This window comes from Halosimplex amylolyticum (assembly GCF_051414035.1).
In the GTDB taxonomy this organism is placed as follows: domain Archaea; phylum Halobacteriota; class Halobacteria; order Halobacteriales; family Haloarculaceae; genus Halosimplex; species Halosimplex amylolyticum.
Map to the genome: position 1 here is coordinate 26134 of NZ_JBLKNW010000003.1, position 22910 is coordinate 49043.

Annotated in this window: 16 protein-coding genes; 6 read left to right on the top strand and 10 right to left on the bottom strand. The window is 66.5% G+C overall.

Annotation, left to right across the window (positions count from 1 at the left end; all coding sequences use genetic code 11):
- Positions 1-89: 89 nt before the first annotated feature.
- From ACMGFE_RS15460 to ACMGFE_RS15475, 4 genes are all read right to left on the bottom strand, one after another.
- On the bottom strand, positions 90-1112 hold the full coding sequence (locus tag ACMGFE_RS15460; RefSeq protein ID WP_436926128.1) for an ABC transporter permease: 1023 nt from the start codon (positions 1110-1112) through the stop codon (positions 90-92).
- Positions 1099-2115 carry an ABC transporter permease gene (locus tag ACMGFE_RS15465; protein ID WP_436926129.1) on the bottom strand — a complete coding sequence of 339 codons (1017 nt, stop codon included), beginning with the start codon at positions 2113-2115 and terminating at the stop codon, positions 1099-1101. Before ACMGFE_RS15465 ends, ACMGFE_RS15460 begins: the two co-directional genes overlap by 14 nt.
- Positions 2116-2272: 157 nt before the next feature.
- Positions 2273-4213, bottom strand: a complete 1941-nt coding sequence (locus tag ACMGFE_RS15470; RefSeq protein WP_436926130.1) for an ABC transporter substrate-binding protein — start codon at positions 4211-4213, stop codon at positions 2273-2275.
- Between the two features lie 196 nt (positions 4214-4409).
- Positions 4410-6323 (bottom strand): alpha-amylase family glycosyl hydrolase, encoded by a 1914-nt coding sequence (locus ACMGFE_RS15475; protein ID WP_436926131.1) that lies wholly within the window; start codon positions 6321-6323, stop codon positions 4410-4412.
- A gap of 115 nt (positions 6324-6438) precedes the next feature.
- On the opposite strand from ACMGFE_RS15475, the gene ACMGFE_RS15480 reads away from it, so the two are divergent.
- The 3 genes from ACMGFE_RS15480 (at position 6439) to ACMGFE_RS15490 (ending at position 10975) form a co-directional block, all read left to right on the top strand.
- On the top strand, positions 6439-7698 hold the full coding sequence (locus ACMGFE_RS15480; RefSeq protein ID WP_436926132.1) for a HEAT repeat domain-containing protein: 1260 nt from the start codon (positions 6439-6441) through the stop codon (positions 7696-7698).
- 34 nt (positions 7699-7732) lie between these two features.
- Positions 7733-9469 (top strand): CRTAC1 family protein, encoded by a 1737-nt coding sequence (locus ACMGFE_RS15485; protein ID WP_436926133.1) that lies wholly within the window; start codon positions 7733-7735, stop codon positions 9467-9469.
- 81 nt (positions 9470-9550) lie between these two features.
- Positions 9551-10975 (top strand): sulfatase family protein, encoded by a 1425-nt coding sequence (locus ACMGFE_RS15490; protein ID WP_436926134.1) that lies wholly within the window; start codon positions 9551-9553, stop codon positions 10973-10975.
- A 49-nt stretch (positions 10976-11024) separates the two neighbouring features.
- Here the strand turns inward: ACMGFE_RS15490 and ACMGFE_RS15495 are convergent, their stop codons facing one another.
- The 3 genes from ACMGFE_RS15495 to ACMGFE_RS15505 form a co-directional block, all read right to left on the bottom strand.
- A complete protein-coding gene (locus ACMGFE_RS15495; RefSeq protein WP_436926135.1) occupies positions 11025-12206 on the bottom strand; it encodes a mandelate racemase/muconate lactonizing enzyme family protein in 1182 nt (393 codons plus the stop codon).
- A 132-nt stretch (positions 12207-12338) separates the two neighbouring features.
- Entirely contained in the window at positions 12339-14591 is a 2253-nt protein-coding gene (locus ACMGFE_RS15500; protein ID WP_436926136.1) for an ABC transporter ATP-binding protein, read from the bottom strand.
- A gap of 137 nt (positions 14592-14728) precedes the next feature.
- Positions 14729-15796 carry a Gfo/Idh/MocA family protein gene (locus ACMGFE_RS15505; protein ID WP_436926137.1) on the bottom strand — a complete coding sequence of 356 codons (1068 nt, stop codon included), beginning with the start codon at positions 15794-15796 and terminating at the stop codon, positions 14729-14731.
- A 220-nt stretch (positions 15797-16016) separates the two neighbouring features.
- Between ACMGFE_RS15505 and gfo6 the strand changes: the two genes are divergently transcribed.
- Both gfo6 and ACMGFE_RS15515 read left to right on the top strand, forming a co-directional pair.
- Entirely contained in the window at positions 16017-17084 is a 1068-nt protein-coding gene (gfo6, locus tag ACMGFE_RS15510) for a D-xylose 1-dehydrogenase Gfo6 (RefSeq protein WP_436926138.1), read from the top strand.
- Positions 17085-17118: 34 nt separating this feature from the next.
- Positions 17119-17592, top strand: a complete 474-nt coding sequence (locus tag ACMGFE_RS15515; RefSeq protein ID WP_436926139.1) for a hypothetical protein — start codon at positions 17119-17121, stop codon at positions 17590-17592.
- Here the strand turns inward: ACMGFE_RS15515 and ACMGFE_RS15520 are convergent.
- The 3 genes from ACMGFE_RS15520 to ACMGFE_RS15530 form a co-directional block, all read right to left on the bottom strand.
- Positions 17589-18377: an SDR family NAD(P)-dependent oxidoreductase gene (locus tag ACMGFE_RS15520; RefSeq protein ID WP_436926140.1), complete on the bottom strand. Its 789-nt coding sequence runs from the start codon at positions 18375-18377 to the stop codon at positions 17589-17591. The two genes, ACMGFE_RS15515 and ACMGFE_RS15520, sit on opposite strands and share 4 nt — an antisense overlap.
- Positions 18378-18508: 131 nt before the next feature.
- Positions 18509-19660 (bottom strand): Gfo/Idh/MocA family protein, encoded by a 1152-nt coding sequence (locus ACMGFE_RS15525; protein WP_436926141.1) that lies wholly within the window; start codon positions 19658-19660, stop codon positions 18509-18511.
- A 10-nt stretch (positions 19661-19670) separates the two neighbouring features.
- The gene (locus ACMGFE_RS15530; protein WP_436926142.1) at positions 19671-20636 is read right to left on the bottom strand and encodes a sugar phosphate isomerase/epimerase family protein; all 966 of its coding nucleotides are present in this window, start codon (positions 20634-20636) and stop codon (positions 19671-19673) included.
- A 489-nt stretch (positions 20637-21125) separates the two neighbouring features.
- On the opposite strand from ACMGFE_RS15530, the gene ACMGFE_RS15535 reads away from it, so the two are divergent.
- Positions 21126-22610, top strand: a complete 1485-nt coding sequence (locus ACMGFE_RS15535) for a sulfatase family protein (RefSeq protein ID WP_436926143.1) — start codon at positions 21126-21128, stop codon at positions 22608-22610.
- The last annotated feature ends 300 nt before the right edge of the window (positions 22611-22910 follow it).

A 22910-nucleotide genomic window follows, 5' to 3' on the forward strand; every position in this document is an offset into this window, starting at 1 on the left:
AAGTAGCGAACGAAGGAGCAGCGGGTCGGTGACGCACGTGAGAACGGTTCTATCGCGGTCGGGGAAGTGAACAGCGTCTGGAAGCGAGGTCAGCCGAGCAGGTCGGCCTGCGGAGAGGTGCTCCGCTCCTCTTCGGTGTCGTCGGCCACGTCGCCCTCGGCGTGGCGGGCCCGGACCCGCGGGTTGAACAGGCGGTCGCTCCCCTGAGCGATGAGGATGAGGCCGTACGACAGGACCACGATGGCGAGCATCGGCATGAGGATGGTGTGAGCGCCAGCGAGCGTGAAGAGCGCCCCGCTCTCGTAGGCAAGGTTCAGCATCACGCCCCAGTTGAGCGTCGTGAACGGGAGGATCCCGAGGAAGTACAGCCCGACCGACGAGAAGATCACGTAGCGGGCCGCGCCGACGAAACTGATCATGATGTAGGGCATGATGTTCGGCAGAATCTCCCGGCGTGCGATCCCGGCGGTCGAGACACCGACGCATCGTGCGGCTTCAACGTACGATTCCTCGCGGATCGTCAGGACCTGTGAGCGGACGGACCGGGCAAGTCCCGCCCAGTTGTTGATGACCAGAAGGAACCCGATGATGATCGGGCTCCGCGGCTCGAAGATGGCCGTGATGACGATGATGAGCGGGAGGCCAGGGATGGTCAGTCCGATGTCCGTGATCGTCATCGCGATGCGGTCGAAGCGTCCGCCCTTGTAGCCCGAGACGGTTCCGACAACAGTGCCGAGCGCCGAAGAGAAGACCGCCCCGGCCGTGATCATCTTCAGCATCGAAGGCGTGGCGTGGACGATCTGCTCGAGGATCGGCTGTCCGAGCCCGTTCGTCCCGAGGATGTAATTGGGGTCAGTGAACGGCGGGATCGTCGACTCGTGGCCGGAGGTCGGCGGCTCGAGGACGACGACACCGACGGTGCCCATCAGGACGTACGTGAGGAGGATGAGACTGCCGACACGGGTCCGACGGTCGCTCCAGACGACTCGTATCGGCGTGACCAACCACTCCTCGAAGAGCTCTTGGAACCGCTCTCGCCGAGTCAGCGAGTGCTCGGCCATGATCTCGAACTGATTCTCCTCCGGGGGGACGTTCTCGTCAGAATGACTCACGTGAATCACCTCTACTGGCGCGGGGGTCGATGAGTCCGTACGTCAGGTCGGCGACCAGAATACCGACGACTGTCGCGCTCGTCAGCATGATGAATCCGCCCATCATCAGCGGGTAGTCGCGGCCCTCGATAGCCTGGAAGAGGTAGTAACCGACGCCCTCGTACTGGAAGATTTGCTCCAGGATGACGGAGCCGCCCAGGACGAAGCCGATGGAGAGGAGGATACCCGTGTACAGCGGGAGGATGGCGTTGCGGCCGACGTATCGGAGAGCGATCCGACGCGACGGGAGCCCGCGGAGCCGCGCGACGCGCAGGTAGTCCTCGCCGAGCACCTGGATGCTGTTACCGCGCATCGAGAGCGCCCACCCACCGAAGCCCGTCGCGACGAGCGAGACGAGCGGCAGGATCGCGTAGTACAGCACGCTCGCGAAAAACGCGAGTGAGAGACCCGGGGAGACCGCGTCGTAGTTGTACTTCCCGCTGGTCGGGAAGACGCCCCAGATGTATCCAAACAGATACACGAGCAGCAGCGCGATGACGTAGAACGGGATCGAGTTGAGGAACGTCGCGACCGAACTCATCGTGACGTCGAATCGACCCCCCTCGGAGTAGGCCATGATAGCGCCAAGGACGATACCGCTGGTGAACGTGAGACCGAGACCTATCGAGAACAGGAACGCGGTCCACGGGAGGGCGCTTCCGAGTACCGACGTGACTGACTCGCCGTAGAGAAACGAACGACCGAAGTCGCCGGTCAGAATCGAGGTCATGTAGTCGATATACTGCTGAAGTATCGGGGTGTCTGGATTGATGCTGATGTATATCTCGACGAGCCGATTCAGTTGGGTCTCGCTCACGCTCCCTTGCTGCGTTCGAATCAGCTGAGCGCGGAGGAATTCGGCGGGGCCCCCGGGCATCAACCGGATCAGGACGAACGTCAGCGAGATGACCGAGACAAGTGTAAGAACTGCCTGGCCGATCCGCTCCACGTAGTAGTTTACCATGGATCCGTGAGAAGGACTATCGCAGATAGGGTATTAAAGTTTTGGTCAACCGGCGGCCTTCGGCCAATTATCGGGCAAGAAATAACCGAGAGCTCCGCGCGATTGTTGGGGGGTAGTTCGACGGTGGCAGCCGACACGGCGTGGCTGACTGTCGGCGTTACTCGCGTTTCACCTGGAACGCGCCGCGCTTCAGCATCTCGAACATGCCGTCGAGCAGCTTCCCGTCCCACTCGTCGATACCATTCTTGAACTGGAAGTCCTCCGTGTCGACCCCGAGCAGGGACTGCTGGTCGAAGACCGGAATCTGTGGCAGGGTCTGGTTGTAGACCCAGGCCAGTTTCTGGACAGGTTCTTTCGCGGCCGAGTAGCTGTCCGACGTCATCATGTCCTCGTAGGCCTGATAGACGTTGATCTCGGTCGTCGAGCTACTGTCCGGCTGCCCGACGGGCGGGACCGACACGGTCTCGGGCGGGCTCGTCGCCATCCACCCAGCGTCGGGCGTCATCACGTCCAGCGACGTGAACGGATGCCATCCCTGGCCCCAGAAGCCGGAACAGACCCCGTAGTCGCCGTTCACGATGTCCGTCGTCAACGTGCTCGGTGCCGACAGCTCGACGGCGAAGTCCATCGCCTGCAGGTCCTCTTTGACCCCCTGCATGTACGAGACGATGTAGGGCCAGCCGTAGTGCTTGATCGACACCTCGAATAGCTCGCCGTCTTTGGCCCACTTGCCGTTGACGCTGCGCTCGTAGCCGGCGTCCTGCATCAGTTCGACGACCTTGTCCTTGTCCCGCGACTCCGGTGCGTACGACGACAGGGAGTCCTGGACGTCACCGAGCCACGCGCTCTCGTTGACCATGATACCGGACGGCTTCTCGACGACCCACCGCGCCTCGCCCCAGGAACCGGAGTTGCGGATCGGGTTGATCGCCTTGTCCATGTTGATCCCCCACGCGAACGCCCTCCGGACGCGCGGATCCCCGTAGTGCTCCTGGGCCTGATTGAACTGGATGGCCTGCGAAGACAGGAAGTTGTGGAAGAACGCGCTGAACTCCTTTTTGGTGAGTTGCGAGAGGATGTTGTTCGGCGGCCCGTCCACCGCGTCGAGTTCGCCGCCGAGCGCCATCTGCCAGGCCTGCTGGCCGGACGCGTAGTTGTTCGTCCAGGTCTCGAACCCCATCTCGCTACCGATCGGGTGGCCGTCGTAGGGCTCGTAGACGACCTTCTTCGGCGTCCGGTTCTTGTATTTCGCCCAGCCCGTGCCGACGGGCTCGTCGAGTTCGAAGGCCGTGAGTTTCTCCTGGGCCGCGTTCATCGCCTCTTCGTCGCCCTCGGCCTCCTCGAGGCGCTTCAGGTGGTCCTCGTAGATGCTGTGTTTCGCGTTGAATCGGAACCCGTAGGCGCTCCCGAGGAGGTTGATCTTCAGGATGCTCGGATTCGCCTTCTTCGACAGCGTCATCTCGACGGTCTTGTCGTCGACTCGTTCGAGCGAGCTCATGTCGACGAAGTTCGTGAACCCGGCGCCCTGGAACCCGTGGAGGCGATAGACAGTGTAGACGTCGTCGGCCGTGACCGGGTCACCGTTGTGCCACTCGCGATCCTCGTTCCCGGAGATGCGAACCGTCTCGCCCTCTTCCGGGCTCTGGGGGAACTCCCAGGTGCAAGCCCGCGGAATGTACGAGACTCGCCCGGACTCCATGAACCGCTTCAGGTCGAAGTGGCCGACCTGTTCGTACGCCGTGAGGTTCGACGTCGAGTCGAAGTTCTGCCCGAAGGGGTTGAACTGCATGTCCGTCGGGGGCTGAGCGAGCTGGCCCGAGAACTGCGGCGTCGCGTCGATTATCTCGCCCTGCGGCGTCGAGGTCTCCGTCTCATCCGACCCGTCCGTCGGTGTCGCCGTCGCCGTCGGCGTCCCCTCCTGTCTCGTGACCTCGATTCCGCCGTCTCCGTTCGAGTCTGTCTCCGTCGGTCCGCCGCCGTCTCCGTCGCTGCCACACCCGGCGATCCCGATTGCAGACAGCGCGGCCGCGCCCTCGACAAATCGACGGCGGGTCTGTGAATACGACTGGTGGCTCTTCTGATTGCCATCCTCTGGCATGGTGTTGACAATCGTGCACCAGAGCATAAAACTTTCGGCCGGAACGACATCGACGTGTTCGTTTCGCGCCGCAGCGGTCACCTTCGGCCGCCACAGTCGGCTTGGACGACGTTCGATTTAGCCACCGATCGGGTGGAGCAAGCGAGTAGCCCGAAAGAATTCGACGGCAGACGGGCCGCCACGCCCCGAATCGGACCTATGCCGACCGGAAGACCCGGACACTGTCGACGGAGACCTCGTAGCCGTCGGCGGTATCGGTGATCTCGGCGGGTCGATCGGTGATCAGGTCGATCGGTTCGACGGGTTCGTCGAGCAGGACCGTCTCCGGTTCGGCGTCGAAGTTCAGGACGACCACGACCTGTTCGTCGCCGTCCTCGCGCCCGTACGCGACGACCCGACCCGAGCCGGCGTGCCAGTCGACGTCGACGAACTCGCCACGGCGAAGGACCTCGTGGTCGTTTCGCGCGCTGATGAGCCGCCGGTGGAAGTCGGTGAGGTCGTTATCGCCGCCGCTCCAGGTCATCTCGTCCCAGGATCCGGTGACACCGCGCTCCTGCCCGTAGTAGACCATGGGGACGCCGGGCAGGGTACAGACGGCGGCGGCCGCCGCCTTCAGCGCGGGCCGTCCGCACTCCTCGACGTAGCGCTCGAAGTCGTGGTTCTCGACGAATCGCAACTGGAGCGCGTGTTCCGGGAACCCCTCGGCCGCCGGCGTCCTGACGACGTCGAGCAGGTGCGAGGCCGGTTCCGCACCGCGGCCGATCCGCCGGAGGTCGTTGAACAGCCGCGTATCGTGGTGGAGGTCGAACTCGGACTCGTGGTACTGCGCGTCCCGCGGGATGACCTCGTCCAGGAGGAGGAACTCGGGGTTGTCGGCCTTCACGCGCTCGCGGGCCTCCTTCCAGAAGCCGTGGGGCGTCCCCCAGGCCACGTCACAGCGGAACCCGTCGACGACCGCCGCCCACTCCTCGACGACCGAGTGGAGGAACTCGCGGACCTCGAGGGACTCGTAATTGAAGTTCGGCAGGTGGTCCCAGTCGAAGTAGTGCTCGTAGTCGCCCTCGTCGTCCCAGTTGTACCAGTCGCGGTACTCGTCGACGGCGGCCGCGCTGAGCTGGAAGGGGACGTGGTTGAACCCCGAGTGGTTGATCACGAGGTCGAACATCACCTTGATACCGGCCTCGTGGAGGCTATCGACCAGCGACTCGAACGCCTCGCGGTCGCCGAGGTCGCCGGCCGTCTCGAAGTAGTCCTGCACCTGATATCCCGACGGGGAGGTCGTCTCGAGGACGGGCGTGAACCAGACGCAATCGATCCCGAGCGATTCGAGATACGGGATCCGCTTTTCGATCTCCGCGAACGTGGTATCGACGTCGTCGGCCGCAAACGCGCGAGCGTAGATCTCGTAGATCGTCGCGTCGACCGCCCACTCCGGGGGATCGTTCGGCCGATCTATCGAGACGCCGTCGCCATCGCCTCTGTCGATCCGAACGACGTCGGCCACGCTGTGGCGCTCTCCGACGGCGACCGCGTGGACGCGGACCACGTCGTCGATAGCGTCGACCGCGACCCGCGCTTCGCGGTCCGACGTCGTCAGGGGCGCGTCGTCGCGGTCGTCACGGTAAAACTCCACGTCGAGGTCTGCGTCCTCGTACTCGCTGTTGGGTGCACTCCGCGGTCGCGCCGTGACGACGACCTCGTCGCCCTCGCGCACCGCGTCGAGGCGGACGCGCGGTCGGCCGGGACCGTCGACGCTGACGTACGGGGCGACGTCCTCCTGTGGACCGATGTCTTCGAGGACGCGGTTGATGTCGGCCCGTTCGCCCGGGACCTTGTCCGTCGGGAGTTCGATCCGAACGGGTTCGCTGTTGTCGGGGAACGCCCTGACCGTCAGTTCGTGTCGGCCGTCGGGGGCGTCGAGTTCCACCACGTACGTCCCCGGGACGTCCGGCTCGAAGTCGAGTACCGAGGCGTCGCCGAGTTCGACCGCGCTCTCGTCCGGCGCCTCTCCCACCGACCAGGAGAACGACCCGTTCGGATCAGCCCTCCAGGGCGCGAGTTCGACGCTGTCACCGATGCTAACGAAACGGGGCGGTCCCGGGTGATGCATGCACGTGAGGTTACGCGAGCGGAACTTATTTCTTCGCCTCGCGGAACCGACGCTTCCGCCCGGGCCCGGCTCCGGGAACACGCTTATCTGGGCTCGTCACGGTACGAAAACCAGTATGGTACCGACCGACAGTCCCGACCGGGAGGGTCCGACGCTCGCCGAGCGGGCCGAGCGCGAACCCGAAGCGGTCGATCTCGACGCGATCGCTCGCCGCGCCACGGGCGCCGAGCCCGACAGACGGGCAGCCGCGGAGGCGCTCAGGGCGATCGCGGCCAGAGCACCCGAACGCCTCGACGACGCGATCCAGACCCTCGAAGGCCTCCTGCGCGACGAGAACCCCGCGATCCGCAGCGAAGCGACGATCACGACCGAGCGGCTCACGCAGACGCGGCCCGAAACGGTCGCGCCGCTCGTCCCCGCGCTCGTCGACCGCCTCGACGACCGGGCGTCGACCCGCTACACCGCGCTCTCGGCGCTCTCCGCGGTCGCACCGGTAGCGCCCGGCGAAGTCGTCGCCGCCGTTCCTGCGCTCGAAGACGATCTCGTGAGCGAGGTGGCCGACGTCCGCGCCAAGGCACTCACGGTGGTCGCCAACGCGGTCTCCGTGGAGCCCGAGGCAGCGGCACCGCTCGTTCCGCGCCTGCTCGACGTGCTCGAGACCCGGAACGACGCAGACCCCGGGTCGGGGAGGCAGGTAGACTCCGACGACGTCCGGAGTGAGGTCGTCCAGGGAGAGACCACCGTTCGACGGCAGACCGAAGAGGCGCGTGCACAGGCGGCCCGCACGCTGGTGACGGTGGCCCGGGCGCGACCGGACGCGGTCGTCGACGCCGTACCGCGACTGGGCTCGCTGCTCGCCGCCGAAGAGACGGTCCCCGCCGAGGTCGCACTCGTCGACGTGCTCGCGTCGGTCGCCGGCGAGCGCGCGGATGTCGTTCGACCGACCGTCGGGATGCTGGGAGAACTACTCGCGGACGGTTCGACCGCCGAACTCCGCGGGACTGCCGCCCGCGCGCTGGGGAACGTGGGGGCGGAGTACCCAGACCAGGTCGAATCCGTGGTCCGACCGAGGCGGGACGAACTCGTCGAACTGCTGGGGGCGGACGCCGCCCACGCACGTGCGAGCGCGGCGACGCTCCTCTCCGTCGTCGGTGACGTCGACCCCGACGGGTACCGGTCGGCCGCCGGGCCGCTCGTCGCTCGTCTCGAGGACGAGACTGCGACAGTGCGGGGCAGCGCCGCGCTGGCGCTCGGTTCCATCGGGGACGACCGGCGTATCGCCGACCTGCGAGCGCTCGCGGAGGATGACCCGGACGAGGGCGTCCGCTCCGCGGCGGCGACCGCGATCGACGCGATACGGGCGGGACAACACTGAATACGTCTACGGCCGACGTAGGACCAGAAGCGATATGCGACGGAAACTCGCCGCCGGGCTCACGCTGTTCGTCGCGGCGCTACTGCTCGCCGGCATCGCGTTCGTCTCGCCCGGAGCGGTCGCCGACGCGACGGACCTGAGCGAACTGAGACTCGGTGACGAGGGGGACCCGTCGACGCCCCACATCGAATTTTCTCGACTCGGAGCAGAGCGCGGATTCGAATACACCAGCACCTTCACGCCCAGCGACGGAATGATGGGGAACGCGGGCGTGTACGCCTCGGACTACGACGGCGACGGCTGGACCGACGTGCTCGCCCTCGGCGGCGACCGGCCGGTCCTCTTCGAGAACGACCGCGGCCGGTTCGTCCGGTCCGGCGCGCTCCCCGCCGTCGAGGGGTACGTGAAGTCCGCGCACTTCCTCGACTACGACGCGGACGGCGACGACGACCTCCTCCTGCTCCGCTCGGGCGACAGCCCGGTGTTCCTGGAGAACAGCGGCGGGTCGTACGACCGCGTCGCCGTCGGGCTCTCGGACGTGACCCTCGACGTGCCGACCGGCGCCACGTCTGCCGACTTCGACGGCGACGGCTGTCTGGACCTCTTCATCTACCAGAACGGCGACTGGTCCGACGGCTTCCCGGGGAACAGCGAGAACCGGGCAGCGGTTCTAGACGGCGAGGCGCGGCCGAACGTCACCGACGGGAACCCGAACCTGCTCTTTCGGGGGACCTGCGACGGGTTCGAGAACGTGACCGAGCGCGCGGGGATCCGCGGCCACAAGTGGACCCTCGCGGCCAGTTTCGTCGACCTCACCGGTGACGGACGACCCGACGTCCACGTCGCGAACGACTTCAGTCACGACGTGCTGTACGTCAATCTCGGGAACGACACGTTCGAGCGGGTCGACCTCGGGCCGGCGACCGACCGCAACGCCATGTCTTCCGAGATAGCGGACCTGAACGGCGACGGGCGGCTCGACGTCTACGTGACGAACATCTACTTCACGGACTACATGCACCTCGTGGGCCAGGGCGGGCGCGAGGTGAGCATGACCACGTCGAGCCTCTCGCTCAACCCGCACGGCAACAACCTCCTCGTTAATCGCGGCAACGGTACGTTCGCCGACCGCGCCGGTGGCCTCGGCGTCCAGAAAGGCGGGTGGGGCTGGGCGGCGTCGGCCGTCGACCTCGACAACGACGGCCACCGCGACCTGATCCACGCGACATCATCGGACATCCCGATCGTCGAGTACGACGGGCTGGGCTACGAGCGACCACAGGTCTGGGCCGGGAACGGGACCGGCTTCGCCGAGCGAAACGAGAGCGCTGCGGGCTTCGACGTGACGAACGGTCGCGGCCTGATCTCGCTCGACTTCGATCGCGACGGCGAACTCGAAGTGATCGTCGCCGAGAGCGCGGCGTACCAGACGGGCGTGAGCACGGCCGGTTCGTTCGCGGTCTACGACAACGTCGGTGCGGCGGGGCGGTCGGTCTCGATCGCCGTCGAACGGGACGGCGTGACCAGCGTCGGCGCGCGCGTGTTCGTCACGACGGAGGAGCGGACGCGACTCCGGGTGCTCAACGCCCGGTCGGACTTCTTCTCGCAGGAGCCCCGTCGACTCCACGTCGGCCTGGGGAACGAGACGGTCCAGCGCGTCCGGGTCGTCTGGCCCGACGGTACCGAGCGCTCGTTCGCCGACGTCCCGGACGGCCGGTTCCTCACGGTCACGCCAGACGGGGTCACTGCTGCCGGGAACGAGACCGACTGAGACGAGGAGACACGACCGGCGCCGCGAAGGCCCCCTGGCTTCGACGGGAAACTTATCGCTTGAGCGCACACACCGGAACACGTGAACGTCTTAGTCATCGATATCGACTCGCTGCGACGAGACCGGATCGGGGCGTACGGGCACGACGCGCCCACGACGCTGAACATCGACGAGGTGGCGGCCGACGGCGTCCGGTTCGAGAACTACTACGTCGCGAACTCGCCGTGCATGCCCTCCAGAGCGGGGTTCGTCTCCGGTCGCTACGGCGTCAACAACGGCGTCGAGACGCACGGTCCGACGGCGCAGGTACTGGAGTCGCCCTCGAACGTGACCGACCGCTACGGCAACTGGGCGTTCGGGCGGGGGCCGATGCGCGGCGGCGACTACCGGACGCTCCCCGAGGTCGTCTTCGAGGACCGCGAACTGCACACCGGGGCCGTGTCGTCGTTCACTCGCCATCCCGCGCCGTACCTCTACCAGGTCTGGCACGAGTACCACCAGCCCCAGGAGCCCGCCTCCTTCGTCGCCGACAGCGAGATCGGTCCCGTCGCCGAGTACTTCCAGACGCGCGGCGAGACGGTCGCCGACCTTGCGCTCGACTTCCTCGACCGCAACGACGACGGGGAGTTCTTCCTGTACGCGCAGTTCTGGGACCCCCACGCCCCGTTCAACCGCTCCGACGACGAGGAGGCCGAGTTCGCCGACACGCCCTTGCCGCCGTACCCGACCGCCGACCAGATCGACGACCACGCCGACTGGGACCAGATGAGCGCCGCGACCGACGAGGGGGCGCTGGCGTTCCCGATCCGGGACCGCGAGGCGCTCCGCCGCCTCTACGCGGGTTACGACGCCGAGATCCGCTACGCGGACGAGCACGTCGGCCGCCTGTTCGACCGCTTGCGCGAACAAGGACGGTACGACGACACGCTGATCGTGGTGCTCGCGGACCACGGCGAGGAGTTCGGCGAACACGGGGTCTACCGGAACCACTGGAGTACCTACGAGGGGACGCAGAACGTGCCGCTGATCGTCAAACCCCCCGCCGACGCAGCGGTCGAACCCGGCGCTCGCGACCAGCTCGTCACGAACGTCGACGTGGCGCCGACCCTGACGGACTACGTCGGCGCCGACACGCCCGACGGGTGGCAGGGGCGGTCGCTGCGACCGCTGATCGAGGGCGAAGACGTCGACTGGCGGGACCACGTCGTCCTCGATCACGGTCTGACGACCGTCCAGCGCGCTATCCGAACCGATCGGTGGAAGCTGATCCGGACGTACCACCCCGGGCTGTGGCCCGACCAGTTGCCCGACTACCAGCTGTTCGACATGCAGTCGGACCCGTGGGAACAGACGAACCTCGCGCCCGAGCGCCCCGAACTCGTCGACGACCTGGAGGCGGAGATGGCGCAGTGGGTGGAACGCCACGTCGGTATCGGCGGCGACCCGCTCCGCGAAGTCGCCCGCGACGGGCCGCTCGTTTCGATGCGCCACATCGTCGGCGAGTAGATACGCTCCGCCGCTACCGTTACTCCGCCACCGTGTCGATCGACCGCCCTCAGAACGGGTGGTCGTCCCACTCGACGGTCGTCGGCCCCTCCTCGTAGGGGTGGGCCTCGACGACGGACTCGTCGAGTTCGACGCCGAGACCCGGCCTGTCCGGTACTTCGACCGCACCATCCTCCGCCACGAGCGGCTCTTTCACGACGTCTTCGCGGAACGTCGGACAGCCGGCGAACCACGTCATCTGCTGTTCGAGGAGGTCGAGATTCGGCAGCGTCGCCGCGACGTGGAGGTTGGCGGCCCGGTTTATCGCGTTGTGCCAGTTGTGCGGCGTGCACTTGATCCCCTCGAGGTGCGCGAGTTCCGCGGCGCGCTTGACCTCCGAGATGCCCATGATGTTACAGTCGGGCTGGACGATGTCGTACGCGCGGTCGTCGACGTACGGCTTGAGCTCGTGGACGTCGTCCATCATCTCGCCGCCCGTGATCGGGACGTCGGGGAGCGCTCGCCTGATCTCCCGGTAGCCCGCTTTATCGTCGGCCGAGATCGGTTCCTCGAACCAGTAGGGATCGAACTCGGCGAGTTGACGCCCCATCGCGACGGCGTCGGTCACGTTCGCGAAGCGCATGTTACCCTCGACGATCAGTTCCATCTCGTCGCCGACCGCCTCGTGGAGCCGGCGGGTCGCCTCTACGAACGACTGGTGGTCACCGATCCGGAACTTGAACGCCTCGTACCCCTCGTCGAGGTACGATTCGGCCTCCTCGACGAGCCGTTCGGGCTCCTCGGCGAACCGCCAGTCGTTCCCGCCGCTGGCGTACACCTCGACCTCGTCCCGTTCCGCGCCGCCGAGGAGCTTGTACACCGGCTTCCCCGTCGCCTTGCCGAGAATGTCCCAGCACGCGGTGTTGACAGCCGCGAGCACGTACCGGTGCGCGCCTGCGGTGGTCTTGCGGCCGTACCAGAGGCCGGGCCGCGTGAGCGCGTCCGGTTCGGTCGGGTCCTCGCCGACGAACCGCCCCTTCATGTCTTCGACGGCCTGCGCGATGTTGCCCATCCCTCCGTAGGGACTCGGTTCGCCGAGTCCGGTGATCCCTTCGTCGGTGTGGACGCGCAGGACCGCCATGTCGGCCTTGACGCGCTTGGTCGGCGGCCTGACGAGGCCACCCGCGCGGGGCTGTTTCGATTCCGGCACGTCCGCAGACAGCAGTATCGTCTCGATGTCGGTGATCTCCATTGTCGACACTCCGGGATCGGAAAGCAGGATAGTAAGCCTTGGGATAGTGAGGGTCGGAGATCGGACGGGAACTCCGCCTGAGCCCGCGGAACGGCAGGAACTCGGACCGATACCGGGCCGGTTCGACCGGTATCAGTCCGCTTCCGATCCGGCGCCGTCCGAAACGCCGCCCGTGTCGGTCCGTGCGGTCGGCTCGTCGTCGGTGAGCTCGGGGCTGGACCAGTACTCGTGGTCGGCTCCGTACTCCCGGAAACAGGTGGAGTAGTGATTCTCGGCGTTCCACATCGCCTGGGGCGACTGCTCGGTACAGACCTCCCGCGCCTCCGGACAGCGGGTGTGGAACCGACAGCCCGACGGCGGGTCGACCGGGTCGGGGATGTCGATCTTTCGCAGCGGCCGCTCGCCGGCGTCGTAGTCGATGTCGAGATTCGGCGTCGCCCACCGCAGCGCCTTCGTGTAGGGGTGGCGGGGATTGGTGAGGACATCCTTGGCCGGGCCCAGTTCGACTATCTCGCCGAGGTACATGATCCCGATGAGCCCGTCGGCCTTCTCCGTCAGGTACCTCGCGTTCGAGAGGTCGTGTGAAATGAACAGGAACGACGTATTGAACCGGTCCTGCAGGTCCAGCAGGAGGTTCATCATCTCGACGCGCAGACTCACGTCGAGCGCCGAGATGGCCTCGTCGGCGAGGATGAGATCGGGATTCATCAGCAGCGCCCGGACGAGCGCGACGCGCTGTTGCTCGCCGCCCGAGAGCTGGTGCGGGTAGCGCTCGGCGTAGTCCTCGGGGGGCGTCATCCCGACGGTCTCCAGCATTCCAAGGATGCGTGCCTCCCGATCTTCCCGCGAGAGTCCCTTCTGCCAGCGTTTGAGGGGTTCTTCGAGCGTCTTCTTGATCTTCCGCTTCGGGTTCAGGGCGCTCCCCGGGTCCTGGTGGATGATCTGGAGCGCCCGGCGGATCTGAGAGTGGGCGATGTCTGGGTCCCCCCTCCCGTCTTTCGCGTCCCAGATGTCCTGGCCGCGGTACTTCACGCTCCCGCCGGTCGGTCGCTGCAGGCCGATGGCGGTCTTCCCGAGCGTCGTCTTCCCGCAGCCGGATTCACCGACCAGTGCGACGACCTGATTCTCCGGGATCTGCAGCGAGATACCGTCGACCGCGCGGACCGTCTCGGGTTCGGCGAAGAAATCGAGGAAGCCTGTCGACTCCTCGAAGTGGACCTCGACGTCGTCGAGTGTCAGCACCGTCTCCTCGTCGCCGGCCCCCGGGGTGACTACCCCGTCGGCTCGGCCCGGCGGCGTCGGCGAACCGGTCCCCGGTTCGTCTCCTCGGGAGACGTCGGGCCCCTCGTGGTCCGTGAGTGTGAAGGGGATCGCATCGGCCGAGTCCTCCCAGTAGAAACACGCGGCCGCCCTGTCCTCGGTGACCTGCTGGAACTCGGGGTCCTCGATCGTACACGTCTCGTCCGCGAGCGGGCAGCGCGGGTGATACGAACACCCCTCCGGCACGTTGACCGGATCGGGGCTCGACCCCTCGATCGGTCGCATCTGCTCGACTCCCGCGTCGAGGTTCGGCGTCGAATTGAGCAGCGATCGAGTGTAGGGGTGGGCGGCGTCCCGGAGGATCTCTTCGGTCGGGCCGAGTTCGACGAACTCGAAGGCGTACATGACGCCGAGTCGATCGGCGAGTTCGGCGACGAGGGGCAGGTCGTGCGAGATGAACACCAGCGTGAGGTCGTACTGCTCTTTGACGGTTTCGAGGAGGCTGATGATCGAGCGCTGCATCAACAGATCCAGGGACGCGGTCGGTTCGTCCATGACGAGCACCTCGGGTTCGAGGATGAGCGAGAGCGCGATGAGCGTGCGCTGTTTCATGCCGCCCGAGAGTTCGTGGGGATACGAACCGAGGACACGTTCCGGATCCAGATAGAGATCCGAGAGGAGCCGGTTGGCGCGTTCCATGCCCTCCTCGATGTCCGCATCGTGGACGTCGAGCGTCTCCTTGAACTGCCCGCGGATGGTCATCGTCGGGTTGAACGAGCTCATCGCGCCCTGGAAGACCATCGAAATCTCCTCCCAGCGGAGCTGTCGGAGCTCCTCTTCCTCAAGGTCGTTCACGACGACCGACTCGCCGGACGCCCGGTTGAAGATGACGTCGCCCTGGAGGATCCCCGGGCGGACGACCGCGTCCAGCAGAGACGAAGCCAACATGGACTTGCCCGAGCCCGACTCGCCGACGACCCCGAGAACCTCCTCGCGCTGGATGTCGAGGTCAACGCTGTCCAAGACGCGCGACTCGCCCCGATCCATATCGAATGTGACGCTCGTGTTCCGGAGCTGGATGATAGGGTCGCTCACGGAACCCGACGCCGGTTGGTCTGCCGCCATACAGTGATCAACAGAACACAGACCCAACGGCGACATAAACATTGTGCTCTGGTAGACATTGACGCACCTCGCCCACCAGAAAGAGACCGGAGCGTCGGTGCCGTGTCACAGAGGCGGGACTCCCGCAACGGGGCCGGTCACTCGGCGTCGATGTGGCGACGGAATAGGTCGACGAACCGGGCCACGTCGTCGCGCCCCTCCTGGAACGTCGTCCGGACGTCGCCGCCGGTCTCGACGCACTCGATGAAGTGCTCGAGTTCGCACTTGAAGCTCTCCTCGTAGGACGCGGAGACGGATTCGGTCTCGATGCTCGATTTCCCACGCTTGGTGGTGATGGTGAACGGGTCGTTCCGGAGGTACGGGTTCGTGAACTCGAGGGTGATCGTCTCCTCGGGCGTCTCGACGCGGACGAACTCTTCCCACTCCTTGCGCTCGTTGAACGAGGACGTGAACACGCACTTCTCGCCGCCCTCGAACTCGAACACCGCCAGGAGCACGTCGAGGTCGTTGTAGATGTCGACGTACTCGACGCGCTCGACGTCGCCGAACAGCCCTCGGAGTGCGCTCATGTCGTGACACGACGCGCCGAGGTGCGAGGAGTAGTAGCGCTGCAGGTCCGGGTCGTCGGTCCCGAGCGCCTGCTCGATCTGTTCGGACCACGCCCGCCCGCTTTCCTCGATGACTTCCTCGGGTGGGTCCCCCGCCGCCAGGTCGTACATCTCCTCGATGACCTCGTCGTGCTGGCCGAGGACGAGCGTCCCGACGACGCGGTTGACCGACTCGAGGTCGTCGACGCGGTCCTGCATCTCGAGGTACGTCGGGTCGTGGCGCTTCATGTACCCGACCATCGCGGTCGCGTCCGACGCCTCGGCCGCCTCGACCATCCGGTCGGCGTCTTCGACGGAGAGCGCGAGCGGTTTCTCGACGAACGTGTGGAGGCCAGCCTCCAGCGCGGCGACGGCGAGGTTGGCATGCGTCTGGGGCGGCGCCGCGATCACGACCGCGTCCAGCTCACCGGCCGCGTCCTCGATCAGCTCGGAACTCTCGGAATACCGACGATCGACCGAGTACTGCTCGCCGATCGCGTCGAGGACCTCGGGAGCCGGGTCGGCGATCGCGCCGATCTCGGCCTTCGGGATCTCGTTCAGGTGCGGGAGGTGCATCATCTGGGCTACGCGGCCACAACCGATCACGCCAAACTTCATACTCGTACTCCCAGCACTATGCAGGATAAAGATTGTGGGTCGATCACATCCGGAAACGGTCGCCGGACCCGTCCGATCGTGGCTCCGTCCGATCGCGCTCCCTCCGATCGAACCGCGTCCAGTCGCGGTCCGAAGACGTGGTCCAGGCCTGCCGCGGGCGCTCGGGGAGTGCCCTCCCACGCCAAACTATATGTTGGTTCACGCACCCATCACGACTGCAATGGACATCGACTTCGACGCGCTCGAGCGACGAGACTGGCAGACGACCGATGACGTGGAGACGACGCGACTGGCAATCGTCGGACTGGGTTGGTGGGCGGAGAACTTCGTCCTGCCTGCCGTCGCCGACTCGGACTACTGCGAGACCACCGCGCTCGTGAGCGGGTCCGCCGACACCGCAGAGCGACTCGCGGGCGAGCACTGCGGCGGCTCGGTCCGAACGATCGACTACGAGGCGTATCACGACGGGGATGGCGCCGACTCGTACGACGCTGTGTTCGTCGCCACGCCGAACGTCGAGCACCTCGACGTCGTCGAGACCGCCGCGGACCTGGGGAAAGACGTCGTCTGCGAGAAACCGATGGAGGCGAGCGTCGAGCGCGCCGAGCGACTCGTCGAAACCTGCGAGGACGCGGGCGTGACGCTCATGACCGCCTACCGGATGCAGTTCGACCCGACGATGCGTCGGGTCCGAGAGCTACTGCGCGAGGGTGTGATCGGCGATCCCGTCCAGCTTCACGGCGGGTTCGCTTACCACCTCGTCGGCGGCCTCCCCGGGCAGTGGCGTCGCGACGCCGAGGTCTCGGGCGGTGGCTCGCTGACTGACATCGGCGTCTACCCCCTGAACACCGCGCGCTTCCTCCTCGATTCGGACCCGGAGCGGGTGGCCGGGGAGGCGCTGACGCCGGACAAGGAGTTCGACCGCGCCCGCGACGAACACGCGGCCTTCCAGCTGACCTTCCCCGACGCGGTGACCGCCTCGTTCACGTCGAGTTTCGCCGAACACGGCGCGAACTGGCTCCGGATCCTCGGGACCGAGGGGCAGATCACGGTCGACCCCGCGTTCGACACGAACGACAGCCGGACGCTCACCGTCGAGCGGGACGGCGACCGACTCGAGTACGAGAGCGCCGCGTTCGACGAAGTGCGCGAAGAGGTCGACTACTTCGCTCACTGTCGTTCGACGGGTGAATCGCCCGAACCCGACGGTCACGACGGGCTGACCGACATGCGGATCATGAACGCCGTCTACGAATCCGCCGAGACCGGCGAGTACGTCTCCCTCTGATCGCTCGGCGACACACGTTCTCACCCACTCACAGATGTCACTCTTCGACCGACGGCCCGTCAGGATCGGCGGCGCCGTCACCGCACTCGCGACCGCCGTCGCGCTCGGAGCGACCGCGGCGATCCCCTACGAGACCGTCCAGCGCGGCGTGTTCGAGCTCATCGGCGTCTGGCTGTCCGGCGACGGCTGGGGCGCCCTCAGATACCTCGGCGGTCTGATCGGCGGGTTCGCCGCGGGGTATCTCACCGGTGGTCGCTGGGAAGAGAGTCTCACGAACGCGCTCGCGGCGGTAGCGCTGGGGCTCGTCGGACTCTACGTCGCCTACTGTGCGGTCGCCTCTGGAGTCGCACTCACACAGGGATCCGCGCCGCCGGTGGGCTACCTCTTGCTCGTCGTCCCGCTGCTGGTCGGTGCCCCGTTCGCCGCGGCGTTCGTACTCACCGCACCCGTCGGCGGAGTAGCCGGACTCCTCGCCCGACAGTACCGCGACGGGACGCTCCTCGCCTAACAGACCTGCCAGCCGCCGTCGACGTGGAGCAGTTCTCCGGTCGTGTACGCGGCCGCGTCGCTCGCGAGCCACAGAAACGCCGCCGCGACGTCGGCCGGTCGCCCGGCGCGGCCGAGCGGCACCGGTTTGATCCCCTCGTCGGTCTCGGCTACCTCCTCGGCTCCCTCCGTCCACCCGTCCACGATCTCGGTGGCGATCTGCCCCGGCGCGACGGCGTTCACCCGGATGCCATCGTCGGCGAACTCGAGGGCCGCCCCGCGAGTGATCATCTTCACCGCGCCCTTGGTCGCCTCGTACTGGACCGACCCGCCCTGTGCGAGGTCGGAACTGATCGAGGCCGTGTTGAGGACGACGCCGGGGTCGTCGCGGTCGAGCATGTCGACCGCGGCCGCCTGGCAGCCGAAGAAGACGCCGCGGACGTTCACCGCGTGCAGCCGGTCCAGTTCGGCAGGCGTCACCTCGCGCATCGGTTTGCCGAGCGTGATCGCCGCGTTGTTGATCATCACGTCCACGCCGCCGTACTCGCGACCGTGTTCGACGACCGCCTCCACCTCGGCGGGGTCTGTCACGTCGGTCTCGAGGAACTCCGCAGTCCCGCCACGGTCGCGGATCGCCTCGTGGGTCGGCGTCGAGGCGTCCACGTCTTTCGGTTCCGCGCGGACGTCGGCGTTGAGCACCGTCGCGCCGGCGTCTGCGAACGCGAGGGCGGTCGCCCGGCCGATGCCGGAACTCGCCCCGGTGATCACAACTGTCTCGTCCTCGAAGTCGTAGGTCGGTGAACCCATACCGCACGCGTCGGCCAATCGGCCCATAATTCTTCCGTCGGTCCGCCCGGGAGACTGCGAGAGTGAGTCGGAACGGTGGAGTAGCGAAGCGGAAGGAGAGGAGCGTCAGCGCGGTGAGCGAACCGAACCGGTCAGACGTCGACCCACTCGCCGGACGCGTCGGATTCCTCGATCGCCGCCAGCAGTTCCTGGACGCGATAGCCCTCCTCGAAGGAGGGCGAGTGGTCCTCGCCGGCCGCGGCAGCGGAGAGGAACTCGTAGTTCTCGTGGACGAACGTGTGCTCCCAGCCGATGACGTGGCCCGGTGGCCACCAGTGGTCGATGTACGGGTCCTCGGGGTCGGTCACGTTGACCGTCTGGAACCCCCGGTCGCCTTCGAGCAGGAGTTCCAGTTCGTTCAGCCGTTCGAGCGAGAACTTCAGGCTGCCCTTCGAGCCGTTGATCTCGACGCTGTGGTCGTTCTTGCAGCCGGTGGCGAACCGTGAGGCCTCGTAGGTCGCGATCGCGCCGTTTTCGAACTCCGCCTGGGCGGTGTAGGCGTCGTCGACGGTGACCGGCTTCGTCTCGGTGCTGTCACCGCCGCCGCTCTCCAGCGAGCCCTCGTCGCCGCCGGGGACGGGCCGCTCGTCGACGAACGTCTGAAGCTGCCCCGACAGCCTGCTGATGTCGCCGGCGCGGTCGCCGACGAGGAATCGGGCCAGATCGATCGTGTGGGCGCCCAGGTCCCCGAGCGCGCCCGAACCCGCTACGTCCTCGGAGTTGCGCCAGCTCCATGGCGCCTGGGGGTCGACCAGCCAGTCCTGGAGATACTGGCCGCGGACGTGGTGGATCTCGCCGAGTTCGCCCGCGTCGATCAACTGTTTGGCGTACTGGATCGCGGGGATGAACCGGTAGTTGAACGCGATGCCAGCGGTCGCCGACGAGTCGCGGGCGGCGTCGCGCATCCGCTCGGCGTCCTCCAGCGTGTGCGCGAGCGGCTTCTCGCAGAAGACGTGCGTGTCGGCTTCCAGCGCGGCGATCGAGGGGTCGGCGTGGACGTTGTTCGGCCCGAGATTGTAGAACACGTCGACCTCCTCGACGACGTCCTCCCAGTCGGTCGCGTACCTGTTGAAACCGAGCCGCTCGGCGGCCTCCGCGAGCGCCTCCTCGTCGCGGCCGACCACGACCTCGCGCTCGACTTCTGGTGCTTCGGGGAAAAACATCGGCAGACGCGCCAGCGCGTTGGCGTGCGCCTTGCCCATGAACCGGTAGCCGAGGACGCCGACGGAGAGTGGATCACTCATCTCGATCACCTCACGCCCAGTATGCGTCTCCGGGGGTGGTTTCGAAGACGGAGCGCTGGAGGACGTCGATGGCTTTCTCCAGGCCCTCGTTGGGCGAGGTCAGCGAGTCCTCGTGCTCGATGGACAGGGCGCCGTCGTAGTCGATCATCCGCAGCGTCGACACCACGTCCTTCCAGAACTCCTCGCCGTGGCCGTAGCCGATCGATCTAAATAGCCACGAGCGGTCGGGTTCTTCGGTGTACGGCTCGGTGTCGAGGACGCCCTTCACGCGGCTATTGGCCTCGTACACCTTGGTGTCCTTGGCGTGGAAGTGATGGATCGCGTCCTCCTCGCCGAGGAAGCGGATGGCCTCGGTGATATCGATGCCCTGCCAGAACAGGTGCGACGGGTCGAAGTTCGCGCCGATCCTATCGCTGGTCCTGTCACGGAGTTCGAGCATGCCCGTCGGCTCGTACACCAGCATGTTCGGGTGCATCTCGATACCGACGTCGACGCCGTGTGATTCCGCGTGCTCTCCGATCTCCGACCAGTATTCTTCAGCGACCTCCCACTGGTACTCGTGGGCCTCGTGGTGCTCGTTGGGCCACGGCGCGGTGATCCAGTTGGGCACCTCGCCCGCGGGACTCCCGGCGGGCAGTCCCGAGAACGTCGTCACCGCATCCACGCCCAACTGATCCGCGAGTTCGATGGCTTCGCGCAGTTCCGTGTCGGCGCGAGCGGCCCGTTCCTCGTCGGGGTGGAGCGGGTTGTTGTGCGTCGCCAGTGCCGAAATATACAGGTCGTGCTCGTCGAGCAACTCCTGCAGTTCCGCCTGTGCCTCGTCGTCGTCGAGATACTCCTCGCGCGGCAGGTGGTCGTCGCCGACGAACCCGCCACAGCCCAGTTCGACAGCGTCAACGCCCTGATCGGCCAGGTACGCGAACGCGTCGTCGATCGATTCGCCACCGAGTGCTACGGTCAGGACTCCTACGTCCATACGTGGGAGACTAGCTCGAAGTATCAAAAAGATTGGTGGTGAGACGGCCCGGGTTCGGCCGAAAGTATATGTGGATTGCTGATGAATTCTCATTCGTCCCTGTCCGCGATGGGACGATGTACAGTCTGCCAATAGACCCCACCGTACCCGGCACCGAGCCGCGTGCGGAGTCGCTGTCAGAGATCGACGCTATCCCGTCGATCGAACTTGCCACGGCCCACACCGGAATGGAAGTCGGGTTCTTCCCGGCCGGTACCAGCAGGCGGTCCGGAACCTGCCCGGCGTGGATCTGGAACTGGCGGAGGCCACTCGGTCTGTGCCACCAGTCGTGTCGGCCTCCCCGTTCCGGTTTCGGCTCCGCTTCTGAGGGTCGGCTCCAGATACCAACGCCAGTGCCAGACGGCGCTGCGGCCTCGACGCGTCAAACGGAACCACCGAGGGGGACTGTCCGGACAAACGTTTATCGCCCGTTCACTCCAGCAAAGCCGTATGGATCGGATCCTGTACGTAGACGTCGATTCGCTGCGACCGGACCATCTCGGTTGTTACGGCTACCACCGCGACACGTCCCCGACGATCGACCGCATCGCCGCCGACGGGATGCGGTTCGAGAACTACTACGTCTCGGACGCACCCTGTCTCCCCTCGCGAACGGCGCTGTTCTCCGGGCGGTTCGGGATTCACACCGGCGCCGTCAACCACGGCGGACTCACCGCAGACCCGCGCTCGCTCGGCGACCAGCGGTGGTTCCGCACGAGCGGCGAGTTCAGGAGTCTCCCAGAGGCGCTCCGACAGGAGGGATTCACCACCGTGTCAGTCAGTCCCTTCCCGAGTCGTCACTCGGCCTGGCACGTCCTCGACGGCTTCGAGACGTGGCACGATACAGGCGGCTACGGCGAGGAGGGCGCGGACGTGATAGCGCCGTACGCCGAGGAGTGGCTCGAAAACCACGCCGCGGAGGAGGGGTGGTTCCTCCACGTCAACTTCTGGGACCCGCACATCCCCTACGACACACCCGAGGAGTACGGGTTCCCGTTCGCGGACGACCCGGCGCCCGCGTGGCCGGACGAGGAGACGATCCGCGAGCACTACGACGGGTTCGGTCCCCACAGCGCCCACGACCTGCTCGACTTCGGCCCGAATCCCGACACGCCGCGCGAGCCCACCGAGATCGCCTCCCGCGAGGACTTCGAGACGTTCGTCGACGGGTACGACGTCGGGATCCGCTACATGGACGATCACCTCGACCGGCTCCTGGACGTGCTCGAATCCGAGGGCGTTCGCGACGAGACGCTCGTGATCGTCTCCGCGGACCACGGCGAAAACATGGGCGAACTCAACGTCTACGGCGATCATCAGACACCCGACGACAAGACCTGTCGCGTGCCGCTGATCGTCGACGGACCCGGCGTCGAGGCAGGCGTCGACGAAGGGTTCCACTACAACGTCGACCTCGCTCCGACACTTCTGGACCTCGTCGGCGGAGAGCCCGCCGAGCGCTGGGACGGCGAGTCGTTCGCTCCGGCAGTCGTGGACGGCGCAGACACGGGCCGCGACCACGTCGTCGTCAGTCAGGGAGCCCACGTCGCCGGCAGAGGCGTGCGCTGGGACCGCTGGCACCTCGTGCGGATCTACGACCCCGGCGTGAAGGACCTCGACGAGACCATGCTGTTCGACCTCGAAGCAGATCCCCACGAGACGACGGACCTGGCGGGGGAGCGTCCCGAAGTCGTCGCGGAGGGGATGCGCATCCTGGGGGAGTGGCGCGCCGAGCGACTCGACGAGGCCGCGCACGGGCGGAACGGAGGGAACCCGGACTCGCCGGACGCCGTCACGGACCCGCTGTGGACCGTGGTCGCCGAGGGTGGTCCGCTTCACACGACGCGGTCGGTCGACCTCGATGCGTACTGCGAGCGCCTCCGCGAGACCGGCCGAGAGCGACACGTCGAACGGATCCGAATGCGATACGAGTAATCGACAGCAGCCCCGGCTACGACAGCGACAGCGCCACCGTTCGGCGGTCGGGCGAGAGCCGATAGACGCCGGGAGCAGTTTCGTCGCGCGCCCTTCCATTCTCGCGCACTTCGCCGTCCCAGTGGAACGAGGTACGACGGCTGGTGCGCAGCGGTAGTCGACCGCGCGGTCCATGGCCTCGAAGCGTCTAGATGGGGGAGAAAATACCGCCGACTGTTACACCGTGACCGCCCGAATGTGGACCGCCTGGCTCGTGACTGCCGTTCGGTTAACCGGGATCCGGCAACTGATGGACAGTCT

What these genes read in the sequence shown, in the direction of transcription:
- ACMGFE_RS15520 (WP_436926140.1), bottom strand. Translation starts at nt 18,377, where the DNA reads ATGGGTTCACCGACCTACGACTTCGAGGACGAGACAGTTGTGATCACC.
- ACMGFE_RS15480 (WP_436926132.1), top strand. Translation starts at nt 6,439, where the DNA reads ATGGTACCGACCGACAGTCCCGACCGGGAGGGTCCGACGCTCGCCGAG.
- ACMGFE_RS15535 (WP_436926143.1), top strand. Translation starts at nt 21,126, where the DNA reads ATGGATCGGATCCTGTACGTAGACGTCGATTCGCTGCGACCGGACCAT.
- ACMGFE_RS15525 (WP_436926141.1), bottom strand. Translation starts at nt 19,660, where the DNA reads ATGAGTGATCCACTCTCCGTCGGCGTCCTCGGCTACCGGTTCATGGGC.
- ACMGFE_RS15500 (WP_436926136.1), bottom strand. Translation starts at nt 14,591, where the DNA reads ATGGCGGCAGACCAACCGGCGTCGGGTTCCGTGAGCGACCCTATCATC.
- ACMGFE_RS15505 (WP_436926137.1), bottom strand. Translation starts at nt 15,796, where the DNA reads ATGAAGTTTGGCGTGATCGGTTGTGGCCGCGTAGCCCAGATGATGCAC.
- ACMGFE_RS15485 (WP_436926133.1), top strand. Translation starts at nt 7,733, where the DNA reads ATGCGACGGAAACTCGCCGCCGGGCTCACGCTGTTCGTCGCGGCGCTA.
- ACMGFE_RS15515 (WP_436926139.1), top strand. Translation starts at nt 17,119, where the DNA reads ATGTCACTCTTCGACCGACGGCCCGTCAGGATCGGCGGCGCCGTCACC.
- ACMGFE_RS15495 (WP_436926135.1), bottom strand. Translation starts at nt 12,206, where the DNA reads ATGGAGATCACCGACATCGAGACGATACTGCTGTCTGCGGACGTGCCG.
- ACMGFE_RS15475 (WP_436926131.1), bottom strand. Translation starts at nt 6,323, where the DNA reads ATGCATCACCCGGGACCGCCCCGTTTCGTTAGCATCGGTGACAGCGTC.
- ACMGFE_RS15470 (WP_436926130.1), bottom strand. Translation starts at nt 4,213, where the DNA reads ATGCCAGAGGATGGCAATCAGAAGAGCCACCAGTCGTATTCACAGACC.
- ACMGFE_RS15530 (WP_436926142.1), bottom strand. Translation starts at nt 20,636, where the DNA reads ATGGACGTAGGAGTCCTGACCGTAGCACTCGGTGGCGAATCGATCGAC.
- gfo6 (WP_436926138.1), top strand. Translation starts at nt 16,017, where the DNA reads ATGGACATCGACTTCGACGCGCTCGAGCGACGAGACTGGCAGACGACC.
- ACMGFE_RS15465 (WP_436926129.1), bottom strand. Translation starts at nt 2,115, where the DNA reads ATGGTAAACTACTACGTGGAGCGGATCGGCCAGGCAGTTCTTACACTT.